The organism is Pedobacter sp. ok626 (genome assembly GCF_900100435.1).
GTDB lineage: Bacteria > Bacteroidota > Bacteroidia > Sphingobacteriales > Sphingobacteriaceae > Pedobacter.
Genome location: NZ_FNEX01000002.1, coordinates 245,945 through 265,819 on the forward strand (window position 1 = coordinate 245,945; position 19,875 = coordinate 265,819).

At 40.2% G+C, this 19,875-nt stretch carries 16 protein-coding genes; 9 read left to right on the top strand and 7 right to left on the bottom strand.

The annotated features are described in order from the left end of the window. Positions 1-42 precede the first annotated feature (42 nt). Entirely contained in the window at positions 43-1,971 is a 1,929-nt protein-coding gene (dxs, locus tag BLS35_RS03235; RefSeq protein WP_090777745.1) for a 1-deoxy-D-xylulose-5-phosphate synthase, read from the top strand. Between the two features lie 145 nt (positions 1,972-2,116). Then, positions 2,117-2,824 carry a hypothetical protein gene (locus tag BLS35_RS03240; protein WP_090777747.1) on the top strand — a complete coding sequence of 236 codons (708 nt, stop codon included), beginning with the start codon at positions 2,117-2,119 and terminating at the stop codon, positions 2,822-2,824. Between the two features lie 69 nt (positions 2,825-2,893). On the opposite strand, the gene BLS35_RS03245 is transcribed toward BLS35_RS03240, so the two are convergent. The 7 genes from BLS35_RS03245 to BLS35_RS03275 all read right to left on the bottom strand — a co-directional run bounded on the left by BLS35_RS03245 (position 2,894) and on the right by BLS35_RS03275 (position 11,420). Further along, positions 2,894-3,925 carry a GntR family transcriptional regulator gene (locus BLS35_RS03245; RefSeq protein ID WP_090777749.1) on the bottom strand — a complete coding sequence of 344 codons (1,032 nt, stop codon included), beginning with the start codon at positions 3,923-3,925 and terminating at the stop codon, positions 2,894-2,896. 20 nt (positions 3,926-3,945) lie between these two features. Beyond that, the gene (locus BLS35_RS03250; protein WP_090778161.1) at positions 3,946-5,337 is read right to left on the bottom strand and encodes an FGGY-family carbohydrate kinase; all 1,392 of its coding nucleotides are present in this window, start codon (positions 5,335-5,337) and stop codon (positions 3,946-3,948) included. A 15-nt stretch (positions 5,338-5,352) separates the two neighbouring features. Further along, the gene (locus tag BLS35_RS03255; protein WP_090777751.1) at positions 5,353-6,627 is read right to left on the bottom strand and encodes a sugar isomerase; all 1,275 of its coding nucleotides are present in this window, start codon (positions 6,625-6,627) and stop codon (positions 5,353-5,355) included. 10 nt (positions 6,628-6,637) lie between these two features. Next, complete coding sequence (locus tag BLS35_RS03260) at positions 6,638-8,758, bottom strand: bifunctional aldolase/short-chain dehydrogenase (protein ID WP_090777754.1); 2,121 nt, start codon at positions 8,756-8,758, stop codon at positions 6,638-6,640. A gap of 24 nt (positions 8,759-8,782) precedes the next feature. Further along, entirely contained in the window at positions 8,783-9,862 is a 1,080-nt protein-coding gene (rhaT, locus tag BLS35_RS03265) for an L-rhamnose/proton symporter RhaT (protein WP_090777756.1), read from the bottom strand. A gap of 72 nt (positions 9,863-9,934) precedes the next feature. Further along, positions 9,935-10,660 carry a tyrosine-protein phosphatase gene (locus BLS35_RS03270; RefSeq protein ID WP_090777758.1) on the bottom strand — a complete coding sequence of 242 codons (726 nt, stop codon included), beginning with the start codon at positions 10,658-10,660 and terminating at the stop codon, positions 9,935-9,937. Positions 10,661-10,670: 10 nt separating this feature from the next. Continuing rightward, positions 10,671-11,420 (bottom strand): glycosyltransferase family 2 protein, encoded by a 750-nt coding sequence (locus BLS35_RS03275; protein WP_090777760.1) that lies wholly within the window; start codon positions 11,418-11,420, stop codon positions 10,671-10,673. A gap of 96 nt (positions 11,421-11,516) precedes the next feature. Here BLS35_RS03275 and BLS35_RS03280 point away from each other — a divergent pair, with 96 nt between their 5' ends. From BLS35_RS03280 to BLS35_RS03310, 7 genes are all read left to right on the top strand, one after another. Next, on the top strand, positions 11,517-12,290 hold the full coding sequence (locus tag BLS35_RS03280; protein WP_090777762.1) for a polysaccharide biosynthesis/export family protein: 774 nt from the start codon (positions 11,517-11,519) through the stop codon (positions 12,288-12,290). Continuing rightward, the gene (locus BLS35_RS03285) at positions 12,290-14,689 is read left to right on the top strand and encodes a GumC family protein (RefSeq protein WP_254778628.1); all 2,400 of its coding nucleotides are present in this window, start codon (positions 12,290-12,292) and stop codon (positions 14,687-14,689) included. The genes BLS35_RS03280 and BLS35_RS03285 overlap by 1 nt, the downstream gene beginning before the upstream one ends. Beyond that, a complete protein-coding gene (locus BLS35_RS03290) occupies positions 14,668-15,180 on the top strand; it encodes a UpxY family transcription antiterminator (protein WP_090777766.1) in 513 nt (170 codons plus the stop codon). Before BLS35_RS03285 ends, BLS35_RS03290 begins: the two co-directional genes overlap by 22 nt. A gap of 119 nt (positions 15,181-15,299) precedes the next feature. Further along, the gene (locus tag BLS35_RS03295; RefSeq protein ID WP_090777768.1) at positions 15,300-16,430 is read left to right on the top strand and encodes a glycosyltransferase family 4 protein; all 1,131 of its coding nucleotides are present in this window, start codon (positions 15,300-15,302) and stop codon (positions 16,428-16,430) included. Continuing rightward, positions 16,414-17,277: an ABC transporter permease gene (locus BLS35_RS03300; RefSeq protein WP_090777770.1), complete on the top strand. Its 864-nt coding sequence runs from the start codon at positions 16,414-16,416 to the stop codon at positions 17,275-17,277. The genes BLS35_RS03295 and BLS35_RS03300 overlap by 17 nt, the downstream gene beginning before the upstream one ends. 23 nt (positions 17,278-17,300) lie before the next feature. Continuing rightward, a complete protein-coding gene (locus tag BLS35_RS28125) occupies positions 17,301-18,548 on the top strand; it encodes an ABC transporter ATP-binding protein (RefSeq protein ID WP_254778630.1) in 1,248 nt (415 codons plus the stop codon). A 2-nt stretch (positions 18,549-18,550) separates the two neighbouring features. Further along, positions 18,551-19,873: a glycosyltransferase family 4 protein gene (locus BLS35_RS03310; RefSeq protein WP_132225978.1), complete on the top strand. Its 1,323-nt coding sequence runs from the start codon at positions 18,551-18,553 to the stop codon at positions 19,871-19,873. The last annotated feature ends 2 nt before the right edge of the window (positions 19,874-19,875 follow it).

The following is a 19,875-nucleotide window of genomic DNA, read 5'->3' on the forward strand; positions in this document are numbered from 1 at the left end:
ACAAAATACCTTACTTTGTACTTTCTATTCTATAAAGCCTGCATGGAAGATATTAACGGTCCGTTTTTACCCAACATAAATTATCCCGCTGATTTAAAGCGGTATAAAGAACAAGATTTAGAGCAAATAGCCCAGGAACTTCGTCAATATATCATTGATGTGGTGAGTGTAAATGGGGGACATTTTTCATCAAGCCTTGGTGTTGTGGAACTAACGGTTGCTTTACACTACGTATTAAACACCCCTTATGACAAGCTAGTTTGGGATGTTGGTCACCAAGCTTATGGTCATAAAATATTGACCGGAAGGAAGTCTGTATTTCATACCAACCGAATCCTTAACGGAATCAGTGGCTTTCCTAAAATCAGTGAAAGTGAATACGATACATTTGGTGTAGGCCACTCTTCTACCTCTATTTCTGCTGCATTAGGTATGGCTGTTGCTTCGCATTACAAAGGCGAAACAGACCGTCAGCATGTTGCCGTAATTGGCGATGGTGCAATGACCGCAGGTCTTGCCTTTGAAGGATTAAATCACGCAGGTATTGAAAACTCTAACCTACTGGTAATTCTGAACGATAACTGTATGTCGATCGACCAGAATGTTGGCGCTTTAAAAGAATATTTAACAAGCATTACGACTTCGAAATCTTATAACCGCTTTAGGGATGACATTTCGCAAGTGTTGATTAAACTTTCCGAGCTTGGGCCAAATGCGCACAAGTTTGTAAAGAAAATGGAAAAAAGCATAAAAGGTACCCTGCTTAAACAAAGCAATTTCTTTGAAGCACTAAACTTCAGATATTTCGGTCCGGTCGACGGTCATGATGTACAACGTTTAGCGCAAGTCATCAGAGATCTAAAAGATATTCCCGGCCCTAAGCTTTTACATATTGTTACTTTAAAAGGCAAGGGCTTTGCTTTAGCCGAAAAAGACCAAACCAAATGGCACGCGCCTGGCTTATTCGATAAAATCACTGGTGAGATTAAGAAATCTGTATCTGATAAACCTCAACCACCAAAATATCAGGATGTTTTTGGACATACCTTGGTAGAACTTGCTGAGGCGAATAAAAATATTGTTGGTATTACGCCTGCTATGCCTTCGGGTTCATCAATGAACATTATGATGAAGGCAATGCCAAACCGCGCATTTGATGTGGGTATTGCCGAACAACATGCAGTAACCTTCTCTGCGGGTCTAGCTACACAAGGGCTTGTTCCTTTCTGTAACATCTACTCCAGTTTTATGCAGAGGGCTTATGATCAGGTGATCCATGATGTAGCCATTCAAAACCTTAATGTGGTATTTTGTTTAGACCGTGCTGGTGTTGCCGGATCAGACGGAGCTACACACCACGGAGCTTATGATCTTGCTTATATGCGTTGCATCCCTAATATGACGGTTGCAGCTCCAATGAACGAAGAAGAGCTGCGTAACCTGATGTATACTGGCCAGCTGGAAAATGCAGGTCCTTTCTCGATCCGTTACCCGAGGGGAAATGGTGTTATGCCTGATTGGAAACGTCCGTTTAAAGCAATTGAAGTGGGCAAAGGCAGAAAAATCTGTGATGGTGAAGATGTAGCCATATTAACGATTGGCCATGTTGGCAATTTTGCTGTCGAAGCCTGTAAGGAACTAAACAGCGAAGGCATACACCCTGCGCATTACGATATGCGTTTTGTAAAACCTTTAGACGAAGTTATACTGCACGACGTGTTTAAACGCTATAAACATGTAGTGACTGTCGAAGATGGTTGTATACAAGGTGGCATGGGCAGTGCTGTATTAGAGTTTATGGCTGATCACAAATACAATAGCCAAGTGATTAGATTGGGCATTCCTGATGAGTTTATAGAGCATGGTGAGCAACCTGAATTATGGGCACTTTGTGGCTATGATACCAATGCAATAATTACGACCATAAAAAAAATTGCAGTAGGTAGAACCACCGCTACCATAGCATCTTAACCCCAAAAATTCATTATTCAGCAAATCAATGTGTTAGAAAATCAATGTCATGTAATGACATTGATTTGACATTATTAATTGGATTAAGGCTACTTTTGCAGCCTTAAATATTACAATTAACAATTATTTAACAACAAACACATTTATGAAAAAATTATTACTTTCGTTTGGTGTTGCTATTTTAGGTTTAGCAGCTCAAGCACAAGACTTTAAACCAGCAAAAGGTGATGTAACTACTGAATTTGGTTTAACAGGTGGTATCAACAACACAAACTTCAATTTAAACGATGGCGCTGGTTTATTGCGTTTCCGTTATTTCCAAAAAAACGACCTTGCTTTCCGTTTAGGTTTCAACGTTAGCAGCACTAACAAAACCAACAACGCTTATGGAACAGGTACAAACGAAGGTAAAAAAGGTACTGAAGAAGTTAAAAACACTGAAATCCTTATCAACTTAGGTGTTGAGAAACACTTTTCAGGTACTGATCGTTTATCTCCATACATAGGTGCTGATATCCTTTTCGGAACAGGATCTTCAAAAAACGTTCTTGAAAACGCTACATATGCTGGTACTACACTAGTTTACGCAGACAACACTAGCATGGATGTTAAAAACCCAGGTACTACATCAATCGGTTTACGTGGTGTAATCGGTGCTGACTACTATATCGCTAAACGTTTATTCTTAGGTGTTGAAGCTGGTTTAGGTTTTGCTTATGAAAAAGCAGGTAAAGGTGAGATCACTACAACTGCGGCTGGTGTTACAACTACTGTTAAAACTAAATCTGCTGGAAGCAACTTTGACATCAACCCAAGTGTAATCACTGGTGTTCGTATCGGTTTTGCATTCTAAATAAAACACTGATTTAATCAGTTATTATAAAAAAAGCTGAGCAGATATCTGCTCAGCTTTTTTTATGCCCTACAACGAAGCTCGCAGCGTTAAATGGAATGGAACTTCCATATGCTCCTTGGAGTTCTCCAGAATGAGTTTAGCTGTCATCTCCCCCATCTGTCTAAAGTCCGTAGAGATCGTTGTTATCCCATCTAAAATGATCTTCTTTAATGGTGTCTCATTATAAGAGATCACACCTACATCTTTGCCCAATTTCAATTTCATATTGATCAGCCTTTCGATCAGGATCACCAGATCATCTTCCATCAAATTGATGTACACTTCTCCCTCTGCAATCTCTTCTGTAAGGATTTGGTTAACAACTTTTGAAGTAAAAGCATATTGCTGACAAAAGCGATAAAATCCTTTCAGAATCTCAACAGGATAATAGCTTCGCTTAGGCATAATAATCTTAATGGTATGATATTTACCTAAATGTTCTCTGGCTTGGTCTAAGGCGTTATAAATGTCGTTCTCAAAGTTTTCATACACCGCAGCATACTCCCCACTTACGCCCGGAACCAATTTATCCAGAATCACCAGTTTTTCTTTTGGGATCAGATTAATCACCTCATGCACATGATCATGTCCCTCCATAAAATGAGGAATGATTACATAATGAGAGTAATCTTCCTTTTTATTAGAAAGCAGTTTTTTAAAGAGATTAAAATCGTTGTTATAGATGTAAAAATCTACTGCTACATGATCACCCAGTGCTTTTATAAAAGCATCGTAAATGATCTTTTTATGAGAACTAAGCTTATTGAAAAGCAGAAATATTTTAAGTGTCCGTCTAAAATCTGTACTGATAATGTAGTAACCCTTGCCTGGGACAGAGCCTACTACACCAATCTTTTTAAGGTATTTATACCCCTTTTCCGCCGTATCCCTGGAAATATCCAGCTCATAACTCAATTCGTTAATGGAAGGTAGCAGATAATCATTCTGAATCTTACCGGATTCTATTGCACTAAGAATAGAGTTAGTTAACTGTAAGTACTTTGGTGTTGAAGAATATTCATCAACTTGGATATAATCAGAAAATTTCACCGGCTTCATCAGGTCAAGATAGAACTATTTTAATGTAAAACGGTTCCTCCTGCGTAATATTTTAGTTCAACAATATCGTTGGGTAATGGTTTTGTATTCCAGGATTTATGGATGGCCAGGGCCGCTCCAACAGCAGTAGCTTGTGCCATATAGGCCGCAAATACTTCTAAATCTGGAAAAGCAGCAGCCAGCAAATTCATAAATATGGCATTCTTACTAAACCCACCATCTACAAATATGCGTTTCACTGTTGTGCCCTGCAGCACTCTATTGGTCGAAATGTATTGCTGATTCACCAAATCAAGGATCAACTGATGGTAAGCCATCACATCCGTAGCGTAGTCATTGAGATTACGGTTACCAAATGGAGATTCTTTAAGCCCTGTGCTCGGATGTCCTTCAAGATCTGCTACTTTATCCCTTCGTTGCAATTCCTCGATGATTTTAGCATCAAATGGAACTGAGCGATAAGCGATTACATCAGTACCGAAATGAGCTGCAATACGTTTTACCTGCTGCTCGTGCTCATATCCCGCAAAAAGACGCGAAGCTTTTACCGGCTTTCCCTCATACTGCAAATAACAAAGGCAATCATTTTCCAATTCTTCTGCGGTAAGCGGGGTTGAATTGAAAGGATTTAAGCTGATACACCAGGTACCTGTAGACAGCAATATAAAAGGCTCATGAAAATTAACCAAATAAGGCACCAATGCGGCTGAACTATCGTGAAAACCCGGACCTACCGCATAATTATTACCCGGAAAAGCCGCAGGGAACACACTATCCGAAGGAACAATCGGCGCCAACTTATCATCTATCCCCTCTTTTCGCACCCATTCGTGGTAATCGTTTTTCGTAAAATCCCACAAATTGGTATGACAGCCTATACTGGTAATGTCAGAATACGCTTCGCCAGAAATCAGGTAACTTAAATATTGTGGCAAGTGAAGTGCATATTTAATCTTCGCAAACAACTCAGGCTTTTCATACTTGATCCGGTATAGTTGCATCCCCGAGTTTAGACTCCCTAAAACCGGAGATGCAGTAAGATTAGAAAACACTTCAGTACCCCCATAAGTATTGTAAAACTGGTCTTTTAACGCTTCTGGGTATTCCTTCAAATAATTATATAATGGCGCCAATGGATTTCCATGCTCGTCAATGTATACAAAGCTTGCCCCATAAGTAGCAAAATTGATAGATTTTATCTCAAACTCAGGGTTTTTAAACACCTCCCTTAGCGAATCAAAAATAGACAGCCTTAAGCTTTCCAGATTTTCGCAGGGATCACCATCCTCATCTACAGTCTCCAAAAACCTGGCCGATCTTTCGAAAACAATTTTATACTGTTCATCAAAAAGGAACAATTTCTTATTTGTCTTACCTACATCAAATACAGCTATTACAGGAGTGGCCTTCATTTTTAATCCCATTAATTATAGTCCAGTTGCTACAGTTTTTAAACCACGGCTTTTAATCAATTCTTGTCTAACATTACTTGCTCTAAACAACTCTAGTGGAGCCAGGGCGGCACCTGCACGTAAACGAGCTTCAGCTACCAATGGACGCAAATCCGTACGGAACGCTTGTTGTAGGATTTCCTGCGCACGTGCCACATCATTATCGTCTTGTGCCTTTTGTAAAGCTACACGGTCTACAGATAACGCCTGAGCATAAGCCAACATAATTGCTTCTACCGACTGCAAAAGATCTTCAAGAGGATCTTTAACATTATGCGAAGCGTCAATCATCCAGGCCAAATCTTCCCTGTGATTCATTCCACGTGCATCCATTCCTTCAACCAGTTCATTAAAGATCAAGAACAACTGATAAGGCTTCATGCTACCCGCAGTTAAATCATCATCTCCGTATTTTGAATCATTGAAGTGGAATCCGCCTAGCTTTCCTTCCATCAACAATAGAGAGACAATTTGCTCGATATTGGCGTTTGGTAGGTGATGACCAAGGTCAACCAGCGTAAAGGCTTTGGGACCTAGTTTATTCGCATACAATAAAGACTGACCCCAATCTCCTACTGTTGTAGAATAGAAGTTTGGTTCGAAAGCTTTGTATTCTACAAACACCTTCCAATCCGCTGGCAAAGCAGCATAAATCTCTTGCAAACTTTCCAGTGTATTTTGGAAAGCTTTTCTGAAATTCAATTGTCCCGGGAAGCAAGAACCATCCGCCAACCAAACGGTTAACGCTTTAGAACCCAGCTCCACACCCTGACGGATCACTTCGATATTGTGCTCAATAGCTTGCTTCCTTACCGCTTTATTTACATGCTGTAGGGAGCCAAATTTATAGCTATGGGCCGAACCAGCCTGATCCTGAAAAGTATTTGAATTCATGGCATCAAATACCAAACCATGCTGCGCAACCAATGCTTTTATAGCAGGTACGTTTTCTGCGGTATCCCATGGGATATGAAGAGAAATCGCACCACTTGCTGCATTTAACTTATGCAATAAGCCAATATCTTCAATCTTCTCTTCAATGTTACGAGGCTCCCCGCCTGAAGAAAAACGTCCGAAACGTGTTCCCCCTGTACCCAAAGCCCAGCTTGGAATACCAATCTGGAAATCGATCAGCTTTTGTATGATACCTTCCGCATTGCCAACTTCTTCTTTAATGAAAGCAAGCTTACGTTGATGTTTAGGTAAAAGCTCGCTATTGTGTGATTCTATCTGATAATTTTCTAAGTTCATTTTTTAGTTTTTAACGGACAAAGGCGTTAGCTACACCGCCATCCACATTTAATACATTTCCAGTTGATTTGTTCAATAGCCCACCTACAAACGCAAAACAAGCATTGGCAATATCATCCGGTAAAATTATTTCATTTAGCAAGGTACGTTTTGCATAATAAGCTGGCAACTCTGCAACAGTAATTCCATAAGCTTTTGCACGGCCTTCAGCCCAACCACCTGCCCAGATATTACTATCACTGATCACTGCATCTGGGTTTACCACATTTACGCGGATACCATCAGCACCAAGTTCGGCGGCATTTAGTCTACTCAAATGTAACTGCGCAGCTTTAGCACTACCATAACCAGCATTGTTTGGTCCGCTAACCAATGCATTTTTACTCACGATATTCAAGATATCGCCTCCAATTTCTTGTTTCTGCATCACAGCTGCTGCTGCCTGAGTAACAAAAAACTGACCTTTTACCAACACGTCATACAACAGATCCCAGTCCTTTTCGGTATGGTCAGCTATCGTTTTCGAAATAGATAAACCAGCATTGTTGATCACGATATCTACACCACCAAAGGCCAATGCAGCGATATCAAATGCGCTTGCGATGTCTTCCGCACTGGTTACATTTAACACTGCTGTAGCATAACTGTCTTTACCAAATTTACCTTCAAACTCATCAGCAGCGCTTTGCAAACGCTCAGCATTCATATCATTTAGCACCACTACAGCACCTTCCTCAACAAACTTACGCGCAATAGCCTTTCCAATACCGCCCGCACTACCTGTAATCAGGGCAATTTTTCCTGAAAGCGATTTAGGCTTAGGCATTCTTTGCAGTTTTGCTTCTTCCAACAACCAGTATTCAATATTAAACGCTTCCTGTCTCGGTAAAGAAGTGTATTCAGAAATGGCTTCTGCGCCTTTCATCACATTGATGGCATTGGTATAAAACTCTGCAGCTACCCTCGCCGTTTGTTTGTCTTTCGAAAAAGAGAACATTCCGATACCAGGATAAAGGATAATTACCGGGTTCGCATCACGTATTGCAGGGCTATTGCTATGTTTGCATGAATTGTAGTATTCAGCATACATTTTTCTGTAAGCTTCAAATTCAGGCGCTAATCTTTCTTTTAATGCTTTAACATCACTAAGATCTTCATTAGCCTCTAGTTTTAATACTAACGGACTGATCTTAGTACGTAAAAAGTGATCCGGGCAACTCGTACCCAATGGCGCTAAACGATCCAGGTCATTGGAGTTGATAAACTCTAATACCCTTGCATCATCTGTAAAATGCCCCACCATATGTTTTTCGCTCGAACAGAAACCTCTCAATATAGGAGCAATAGTTGCAGCCTGTTTTGTACGTAGCTCTTTTTCAGCACTCTCTATTTTCTGACCGCCAAATACCGGACCTTTTTTACCATAATTTTCTTCCAGGTATTCTGCACATCTTTCAATCACCTCAAGCGTGTTCATATAGCTTTCGTAAGCTGTATCACCCCAGGTAAACAATCCGTGCGAGCCTAACATGATACCTCTGATACCTGGATTTTCATCTAAGCATTGACGAAGCATTAAGCCCAGTTCAAAACCTGGTTTTTGCCATGGCACCCAACCAATTGATCCATTAAATAATTCTTTGGTGATGCGCTCTCCATCTTTAGCGGCTGCAATCGCAATTGCTGCATCTGGATGCAAGTGATCAATATGTTTAAATGGCAGGAAACCATGTAAAGGCGTATCAATAGATGGCGCTTTAGATTTCAAGTCATAGATACAATGGTTAAAAAGCTCAACCATTTCATCTTCGTGTGCCAGGCCTCTGTAAACATTTTTAAGGTTACGCAAGCGATCTACATACAAAGCTGCCAAACCGCTGCTTTTTAAAGTACCCAAATCTCCACCAGATCCCTTGACCCACATTACTTCTGCTTCTTCTCCAGTTAATGGATCCTTAGCGATGGCCTTACATGAGGTATTACCGCCCCCATAGTTGGTTAAGCGCAAATCTGCACCTAACAAATTTGAACGATAGATTAACAGTGCAACTTCATCACCGGCCATTTCAGCAGCCTTTGCTTCATCCCACAAATAGCTTACATGTTTAAAATCGGTTGTTCGAGTACTCATAAAAATATTTAAATTAATTGTTTTTTACTTGATTGAATTTCCATAGCCCACAATGAGTATGGATAAAATAAGGATCACTATTCCAGAGATTACGGTACCAAAAGTCCGCTTCTTCACGCCACTCCATTCCTTAAAGAAAAGTCCCCATCCGTTAGCGACCAAAATGATACAAGCCATGTGTAAAATCCATCCACTTGCCCCGTTACCTAACTTACTTTCGCCCATTCCGTAAAAGAAGAACTGTAAAAACCAGGTTGTACCGGCCAATGCAGAGAAAATATAGTTCTTAAGTAGAGGCGCCTTTTTATCTGTATAGTCTCCAAAAGTTTTATTGCGACGGTTCAACAGCATACACCAGAATAAATTGGTCGTTAAGCCGCCCCATAAAATAACTACATAGGTTACATTGTTTTGAAAAAGAAATTCTCCTTGTTCTGGATTAATTGCTTTCCAGGCTTCATTAGCATGATGCGCCATGTCTTTACCAGCATCAATGCCAAAGGCAAAACAAGCACTTAAAACACCTGATACAATAGAAACAATCAGTCCAATACCCAATTTATATTCCTTATTAGATGGATCAGCTTTTCCAGAAGCTACCAAATCTTTCTCTTTCATACTGCCAGCCAATCCGCATACTACAATACCGATTACGCAAACCAATAGGCCAAGCAAGACCATTTGTCCCCAATGACTATTCGCCATATCAGATAAACTATCTTTTCCTGCCGTTGGATTGAAATCATAATAAAGAGAAGGGATCAAAGCCCCAAATACAGAGCAAAGACCCAGAATAATGGTACTACCTAATGATATACCGAGGTAACGTACACCCAAACCATAAGTTAACCCACCAATTCCCCAAAGCAAACCGAAGAAATAAGTCAGTAATAATATTTTACCGTCCGTCTGAAAAATGATGTCCATAAAGCCAGGAATAGTCAACCAGGCTGCCAATGGCGGAACGATTAACCAGGAGAACAATCCACCCACGATCCAATAAGTTTCCCAGGACCAACTTTTTACTTTTTTGAAAGGGATATAAAAACTGCCGGAAGCAAAGCCGCCGATGAAATGGAAAATAACTCCTAAAAGAATCTGCATGTTTAAGGTTTTAAATTTGGTTCCACTAAAATAGAAGAATCACATTACACCTCTGTCATGTACTGTCATGCCTTAAAAAAGCATTTTATTTTTAAAAGGATAATCTCCTATCATTTTATATAGCTTTCCGGTACAAATTAAATCCTTGATTGCCTTTAAATGGATGTTATGGTGCAAATCTGTTCCTGCAAAGTCATAGTACTCCTTTTTCAAGAGGCCAGTTGCTGTCGATTTCACTTCTGTCCCATAATATCCGGATAGTGCCAATAAGTTTAATTGAAATAAAACACCCATATCTTTTAACCTTTCGTACCGCTCAGGCTTCTTATGATAAAAACCATAGCGTTCCGGATGGGCTAGAATCACTTTAAAACCAGCCAATTGAAGATCAAAAACAACCTTTTCAAGAAAAGGAATTTCTGATAGATAAGACATTTCTATAAGGATATGCTGTCCCGGCAAGCACAATAAAGTCTCAGTTACCTTAAATGTTTCATCTACCATATATTCTGCCGCAGCACTGATGTCAATATCCAATTCCTCCTTAACCAAAGCATTCTTAACATCCACCAAGGCCTGAGTAATCGTCGCGATGGTATTGGGATACAACTCTGTAAAAATATGCGGTGTGCAAATAAATTTATTAAATCCCAGCTCAGTCAATTCTCTAATAAAACCAATGGATTGTAGCGTATCAACTGCCCCATCATCAATACCAGGCAGTAAATGATTGTGCACATCTACACCTAGCCATTCTGCATCGCGTACATAATTTTTCCTGTTAAAAAATGAAATCATGAGTTATTCTTTAACCTATAAACTGTCTTACCTTTCTTAACGGTTTTAACACGAGACCTAAGAATGGCATATTAATGTTATTATTAGCCATTGCTCTAAAATCACATCTCCAGGCTTTAATACGATTTGATAAATCATGATTGCTTACACCACCCTGGGTCATATTAACTATTACTTTATTTAAGTAAAAAACTTTCGGTTTATTTAAGTGCATAAAACGAAGCATTAATTCATAATCTGCGGCCGTACCATACGCAGAATTATACAAACCCAGCCGTTCAAACATTTCTCTTTTTGCGTAAAAAGTTGGGTGCGGTGGCATCCAACCCCAATTAAATTTACCCGGCGAATAATTACCAGATCGCCATTTGCGCATCACCTTACCGCTTCGGTTTACATAATCCAAATCGGCGTATAAAAGATCGACATTATTTTGCACAAAAGACGAAGCTATTTCACTTAGTACATTACTGTTAGCAAAATAGTCATCTGCATTTAACAACCCGACAACATCGCCTGTTGCTTTCCTGATTCCTTTATTCATGGCATCATAAATCCCATCATCTGCTTCCGATTTAAAGTAATGAATATGCGCCATATTTCGCAGGATAATCCCCGGAGTAGCATCGCTAGAATTTCCATCAATAATGATGTATTCAACGTTTTTATAAGTTTGACGAGCGACTGAATCTATGCATTGCTGAATGGTTTTTGCTGCGTTGTATGTTATTGTAACTAGCGAAATTTTTACATTAATCATGACAACAAATTTAATGAATAATTACAATTATTTATATTTAATATGTACTTTTGGCGAATTGGCATATAGCTATGGGAATTAAGCAAGGTTTTTAATATGTGTTTCGTCAAGAAAATCATCAATTTATTGATTGTTTCTACAATTCTATTTGCTAGTTTTTCTTGCGCTAGCAGGCAAAAACAGGCTCTTTTTGAAAAAAAATCAGCGACAAACCAAACCCAAAAAAAGGTCTTCAATCCACCCAATTATCAGATAAAACCCGGGGATTTGTTACAGGTAAAAAACTTACAGAACAGAAATCTAATTGTTAATGAATCACTTACAAAAGAAAAAGCAGGATCAAATAACAACAATGAACAGGCTTACCTGGTCGAACAAGATAGTACCATAGGACTCCCCATACTTGGGCGCGTAAAAGTTGGGGGACTTACACGTATAGCAGCGGCAAAGCAAGTAGAATCACTTTACAAGAAAGAGCTTAAAGATCCCATCATAGAATTGAAAATCATTAACTTAAAAGTAACTTTACTAGGAGAAATCAAAAATCAAGGCATCTACAAGCTCTCAAAAGACCAGACTTCTTTAATTGAAATCATTGGAGAAGCGGGCGGACTCACCGATAAAGCGAGTAGTAAAAACGTAAAAATAATTCGAGGCGGAATGCAAGATCCGCAGATTATTGACCTTGACCTGACCGATATCAGTACGCTTTCTGACTCGAGAACTTTATTAGAGAATAACGATATCATTTACATCGCCCAAAACAAGCGAGCTATACGATCCGAAAAGCTACAAAGCATGTCGGCCTTCTTACAACCGATTATTGCTTTACTAAATACAGCATTAATCATCTATACAATTACACGTTGATGCAGGAAATAGAAAAGGTTCAAAAAAGAAACGTCACGAAGGAAATTGACTACTTAAAAATAGCTCGAATATTACTTAGCCGTTGGTATTTATTGGCCGGATCAATTTTAACTGCCCTATTAATTGTCTATGTTTATTTATGGTTTACACCAAAAACATATGCAACATCCGGTATTCTAAAGTTTGAGGAAAAGAAATCGGAACTATCAGACCTTGTTAATGTGATGAGCAACTCGGGCCGCAGCCCTGCTAATTTGCAAAGCGAAAAATTCATACTACAGAGTAGGAACTTACTATTAAGCGCCATTAAGCAACTCGACTATCGCATTAGTTATTACATTTCCGGTAGACTGCGGGATTATGACCTGTACCCTAAGCAACCTCTTCAAATCAGCCTATTGAAGCTTGACAGCTTGAATTTTTATCAGGGGCCAATTGCATTTAAGCCTATAAACAAAAAGACATTTAACCTCAGCTGGAATGCTGCTGGTCAGGAAATACAAAAAGTCTGCACTTACGATACTCCCCTAACCATTGGCAATGTGGATTTTTTCATTACATATCCTGGTCCAATAAATCCTAAGGTCGTTTACCTGTTTAAGTTTAACACGCCTGAAAGCCTGTTGGGCAGGGTAAGCGACGGATTACGAACAAGCGAAGCGGCAAAAAACTCCAACATCGTTAGCCTGCAACAAACAGACTCCAACCCTCGCTTTGCAGCAGATATATTAAATGCAATCATGACCGGATATCTGGAGTACGACCGAAATCAAAAAGCCCAGTCGGCCACCCAAATGATCCGCTTTATCAATGAACAGCAGGAATACCTCTCTTCAAAAGTGAAAGGCTCAGAAAAATCTTTGGAGAAATACAAACAGAATTCTGGCATCATGGACGTCAATTCTTCGGCCAGCATTGCCTTAACAAAAGTAAGCGACCTGGAGTCGCAACGCTCCTTATTAAAAATACAACTGATGGCCATTGATCAGTTAAAAAAGCAAATCAGCAATGACAAACACCATGCAAGTCTCAATTTCAATCTGGAAGGCAATATAGACCCCTTGCTGGGGACACTAATCAGCAAGTTGAATGATTTACTGACAGATAAAAATATCTTGCTAAAAACATACAATAGTACATCCGAAACGGTGGAAGAGATAAATCGTCAGATTGCACAGGTTAAAAGCGCTGCATTGCAGAATATCAACTCCTCCAACGAACGAATCCAAAAGAATATAGCTTACATCAATACCCAATTGTCACAGGTCGATCAGCAAGTGTCGTCATTTCCAGCTGCCGAAAAAGACATGATCAGTTTGCTTCGGGATTTTGAGATCAATGAAAAAGTATATTCCTTTTTATCTGAAAAGAAGCTCGAAGCACAAATCAACAGATCTGCAATTCTTCCCGGTGCAACAATCATTGAGCCCGCGCAGGTCAACGATACGCCAATATCACCTAATGTCCCCAAAATTTACCGCAGCGCCATTATCTTCGGATTGTTAGCTGGTCTGGCCATTATTGCATTTATCCGCGTGTTAAATCCGTACATCTATGATAAAGAATCTGTTGAAAGCATGACAACGATCCCGATTGTAGGGATCATCCGAAAATTTCCGGATCCTATTGATGAAGACAGCGCTCAAATTCTGGCACTAACAAAGCCCCGATCAATCTTTTCCGAATCCGTTCGGGCCGTGCGGACCAATCTAAATTTCCTGGCGGCAGATCAAAAAAGCAAGGTCATCTGTATTACCTCCGAGGTGGCGGGAGAAGGGAAATCCTTTGTCGCCCTTAACCTATCGAGTACCCTTGCCCTAATTGATAAAAAGGTGGTATTGATTGGCGCAGATTTGCGACGCCCAAAATTACACCACACTTTTGGAACAGCCAATAGCAAAGGACTTAGCAATTACCTGGTCGGTCAAAGTACGATTGATGAGATTATCCAACATACAGGTCATAAAAATCTTGACTTTATCAGCTCAGGACCAATTCCGCCCAATCCGTCTGAATTACTCCACAATGAGCGGCTTACAGATTTATTGAATGAGCTGAAAAAGCGGTATGAGATCATTATGATCGACACTGCGCCGGTTGGCCTGGTGTCTGATTCCATCCCCTTAATTTGTAAGAGCGACATCAACCTTTTTGTGATCCGATATGGGAAATCCAAGCACAATGCAGCCATGATCCCTCAGGCCTTGGCACAGGAATATAATTTAAACAATGTGGCGATTGTACTGAACGCCTTCGAAGAAAACGTCTTACAATCGGGTTATTATAAGAGCAGTACAAGCCAGGGTAGGCTTCATTATTATGCTGATTACAATGGACATCAGCATTCAGGTTATTATGAGGATGAAAAAAAATCAAAATGGTGGAGTATCAGAAGATAAAGAGGTGGCTACCGGTTTATACCAAATCACGCGCTGAAAAGAAAGCGCAACAGGCTTTATTGGGCAAAAATATTGAAGCATACCTACCACTTCAACGTCAGCTCAAACAATGGAGCGACAGAAAAAAGTGGGTCGATGAGCCCTTGATCAAATCATACTTATTTGTTCGTATCGAGGCAGCCCAGCAAACCGAGGTACTGATGACCAAGGGCATTTCCCGTTTCATTTACTTTTCGGGAGAGATTGCAGCAATGCCAGACAAACAGATTGAAGACCTTAAATTATTACTGGCCAGCCCCTATCAACTGGAAATTACAGAAGAGCGGTTGCAACCAGGCGAAAAAATAGAGATCAAAGCCGGTCCTTTAAAAGGGATCACAGGCGAGGTCATTGAATATAAGTCTCAAAAACAATTGCTTTTGAGATTGGGAGATCTACAACATTCCATTATTGTGAAAGTTGCCGCATCCTTAATTGAAAGAATACCTTAAAAGTTAAACGCAATTACAAAAGCGTTTAGCATCTGAAAAACACAAACAGCAATAAGTCAATGAAAATGTGACTTAGGGAGCGAAGCTATGGGTTAACCGCAGCCTCGAGAGGAGATATTATGTCGAAAAGAATACTATTCCTAACACTGGAAACATTCAGCGCAGCTGGCGGTATCCAAAGCATGAACCGAACTTTGGCATATTCCTTACACGAGCTATGTAAAAAAAATAACTGGGACATTAATTTGTACAGTTTAAATGACCTGTCTGCTGATGTAAATCCAAAGTATCTACCATTTTTTTGTTTCAAAGGGTTCAACAAAAACAAAGCCATGTTCACTTTAAAGAGCATAATGAACGGAATGAACACTGACCTGGTACTGCTTAGCCATGTTAATCTTTCTGTAATTGGCCATGCGATACGATTATTAAACCCTGGTTGTAAAATATGGCTGGTGGCACATGGAATAGAGGTTTGGCAGCCATTAAAGGGCTGGAAGAAGCGCATTTGGGATACTGCAGATCGCTTTATATGTGTGAGTCAATTCACAAAATCCAAGGTAATAGACCTGCATGGCGCAAAACCAGCGCAATGCGTCGTTTTGAACAATGCATTAGATCCTTTTATGAAACTGCCAGAAAAATTCGATAAGCCTGAATACCTTTTAAGGCGATACAGGTTGAGACCGGAAGACAAGGTCATTTTTACCCTAACGAGGATCAATTCCGACGAAAAATTCAAGGGCTATGACCATGTTATCGCTGCTATAGCTCGAATTAAACAACGCGTTCCTTCAATTAAATACATCCTTGCTGGTCCTTGTGAGCCCGCTGAGAAAAAAAGAATTGAACAGTTGGTTTCAGATCATGGACTCAGTCACAATTTTATCCTGACCGGCTATATTGAAGAAGAAGAACTGGCTGATCATTATCTATTGGCAGATTTGTTTGTACTACCCAGCAAAAAAGAAGGCTTCGGAATTGTATTTATCGAAGCGATGGCCTACGGCTTACCAGTCATTTGCGGCAATATAGATGGGAGCATTGATGCTGTACGCAATGCGGAAATGGGACTGTCGATTGACCCAGATGATCTAGATGCGCTAGAAATGGCCATCCTCCAAAAACTAAGCTCAAGCTTAACACTCGATGATCGGAAGAACATTCAGCGCCAATGCTTAAAGCATTTTAATGAACCTGATTACAGGGATATTTTAGAGAAATTGATTATAGATGAAATCACTGACTGAAGAAGATTGGGATATTGAGATTAAACCAGGAAACAACCTACTGGATTTAAAACTAAAGGATGTTTGGCATTATAGAGATTTGTTATTGCTATTGGTAAAACGAGATTTCGTATCGTTTTATAAACAGACCATATTGGGGCCATTGTGGTTTTTTATCCAGCCACTCTTTACCACCATCATATTTACATTTATTTTTGGCAATCTGGCCGGCATCTCAACAGATGGCCTCCCCCAGCCCTTGTTCTATATGGCCGGAATTACCACCTGGAATTATTTTGCAGAATGCTTAAATAAAACCAGCACTGTCTTTAAAGACAATGCAAACCTCTTCGGAAAGGTTTATTTCCCAAGGTTAATTATGCCCTTAAGTATTGTGGCATCCAACTTAGTTCGTTTTGGCGTCCAAATGCTCCTATTCCTATTGATGATGCTTTTTTACACAAGCAAGGATGCCCATTTTATTCCAAACTGGTATATCCTGCTATTCCCTTTACTTGTGGTGTTGATGGCGGGTTTAGGTTTGGGCTTAGGCATGATCATCTCGGCAATGACGACTAAATACCGTGATCTCGCATTCCTGGTCACATTTGGGGTACAGTTGTTAATGTATGCCACTACGGTAATTTATCCTCTATCCACGGTTTTGGATAAATATCCAGGCTATGCCTGGATTATCGAATACAATCCGATGACCCCCATCATAGAGACGTTCAGGTACGGCTTTCTGGGCAAGGGCAGCTTAAGCTGGCAAAGTCTGGGCTATTGCGCCAGCATCACATTTTTCATTATGATTACTGGCCTAATCGTCTTTAATAAAGTAGAAAAAACATTTGTAGATACGGTCTAACGCTGGATTAACCCAGCTCATTTATGAGTAACATCACAATTAAAGTAGAAAATCTTTCAAAAGCCTATCAATTGGGCGAAATAGGTACAGGAACCCTATCCCGCGATCTGGAACGCTACTGGGCAAGATTACGGGGCAAAGAAGATCCGTTTTTACGCATTGGTGAAACCAATGACAGGAATGCCAAGGGTAACAGCAACGTTGTCTGGAGTTTAAAAGATCTAAACTTTGAAATTGAACAAGGAGATGCGATTGGCATCATTGGCCGTAATGGCGCCGGGAAAAGCACATTACTAAAAATATTGAGTAGAGTAACCGCGCCTACCACGGGTTCTGTAAAGATCAAAGGTCGCATTGCCAGCTTACTGGAAGTGGGCACAGGCTTTCACCCGGAGCTTACAGGGCGAGAGAATATCTTTTTAAATGGCGCTATTTTAGGAATGCGCAAAGCAGAAATTAAAAGGAAGTTTGATGAGATAGTTGATTTCGCAGGGGTAGAACGGTATATCGAAACCCCGGTAAAGCGCTACTCATCGGGCATGTATGTACGACTTGCCTTTGCAGTGGCGGCACATCTGGAATCTGAGATATTGATTGTTGATGAGGTCCTGGCTGTTGGAGATGCAGAGTTTCAGAAGAAATGTCTGGGAAAGATGAACGAGGTGAGCAAAGGACAAGGCCGGACCGTATTGTTTGTGAGCCATAATATGGCAAGTATAGGTACCCTTTGTAAAAAAGGCATCGTATTAAACACCGGGATCGCAACACCTGTCCTTTCAATTAAAGAAGCAGTTGAATCCTATACAAAACTATTGAACACAGTTGTAATCAATGAAACAGGCTTTGCCGGAAACCTGAAAGATAAAATCACATTTAATCAAATCCTTATTAATGAATCCATAGGGTATAATAGCACTTTAAAACCATCCGACCCCATCTCTTTAACAGTAAGGGGCATTTCAAAAATAGATTTTAAAAGAATTGTTTTTATAATAGGCATTTCTTGCAATGGCATCAGACTATTTACGCTTCCGGAACATATAAATGGCCGGATCTTAACAGCTGGCGATTTTACTGTAAACTTTAACTTGGCCGCCAGTTTCTTACGCCCAGGTAAATATACCATAGCGATAGGTGCCTGGGGGGAGACTGATCACGATTGGATATGGGGGCCTGACCTATCCCTTTTCGAGATAGGAGAAGTGTGGACTGATCAAATTAGAAAACAAGATGAAGGCATCATAAATGGCGATTTTTTACGCATCAAATAAAATTGAAAATACTATTTATACTTCCCGAATATCTTCCCCACTCAGGTGGAGGGATATCCACTTACTACCAGCATTATATTCAAGCAATTAAACCTCAATGCGAGAAAATAAGTGTGATTGTAGGCAGTGGCTATGTACAGGCCTATGATCGATTCGATCATGATGGTGTAACTGTTGAATACCTCAAACCAGATTTATTTCTTGAGTATTCAGCGATGTTTAGCAAATACGATTTACTTCCTGAGTTCAGGAATAATATAGCGGCAGCATGGGCGATGTGGCAACAAGCCCGACAGGGCGATGGCTTTGATATCATCGAATGCACCGAATTTGGTTTAGGATATATTCCATGGGTTATTCAACATCACAAGCCGATAATTACCCGTCTCCACGGAAGCTCAGGACAAATCGCCTTACATGAGCATCCTATTAACGGTGGCCTAATGGCCGAAATGTACCGACAAACTGAATTGGCTTTGTTACCGCTAAGTGATAGCCTGATTACCTATAGCCTGGCCAATCAAACTTTTTGGAACCTGACGCTAGCTCCGAAATCAGTCCATCATTTCCGTCCCATTTACACCATCTCCCATCCTACAACACCTTATAAAAAACCCGAAAATTTTGGCTTAGTTACCGCAAGAGCACAACAATGGAAAGGCCCGGTACAATTATGCGCGGCATTACAGCTCATGGAAACACCACCATTAATTAAATGGATTGGTCGCGACATGCCTTTTAACGATGAGTGGAGTACCGGAGCTTACCTAAAAACAGAATTCCCTACCATTTGGGGCAAAAAAATCCTACCCCAACTGCCTTTACCGAATGAAGAAATAAAACCTATACAACAAAAAGCAAAGTTTGGCATCGTACCCTCCACCTGGGATATGTTTAATTTTAGCTGTCTGGAATTTTTAGCAAATGGCACACCTGTAATTTGCGCCGAGGAAGCTGGAGTATCGGAATTGATTGAACATGGTAAAAATGGATTCAAATACCCCGCAAATGACATCAAAGCACTGGCTGAATGCATCCATACAATGACAGAATTAGATGAAGAATCATACCATAAAATGGCTGCAGCAGGATTAAAAACGGTCGAGACCTTACTATCTGCAGCAGCATTAAATCCCGGTTATCTCGAACATTATAGATCCATTATCAGTAGTTTCAAGCCAAACCAGGTCAACCTATTTTTTAAGGAATCCTACAGTCCATCGGCTCACAAATACCCTATCGCATCCATTCTTGACAAACAGCCATTAAGAAAACTGTTAGTTTACATCTACAATAGATTAAAATCAAAGTTCCTGCATCAATGATC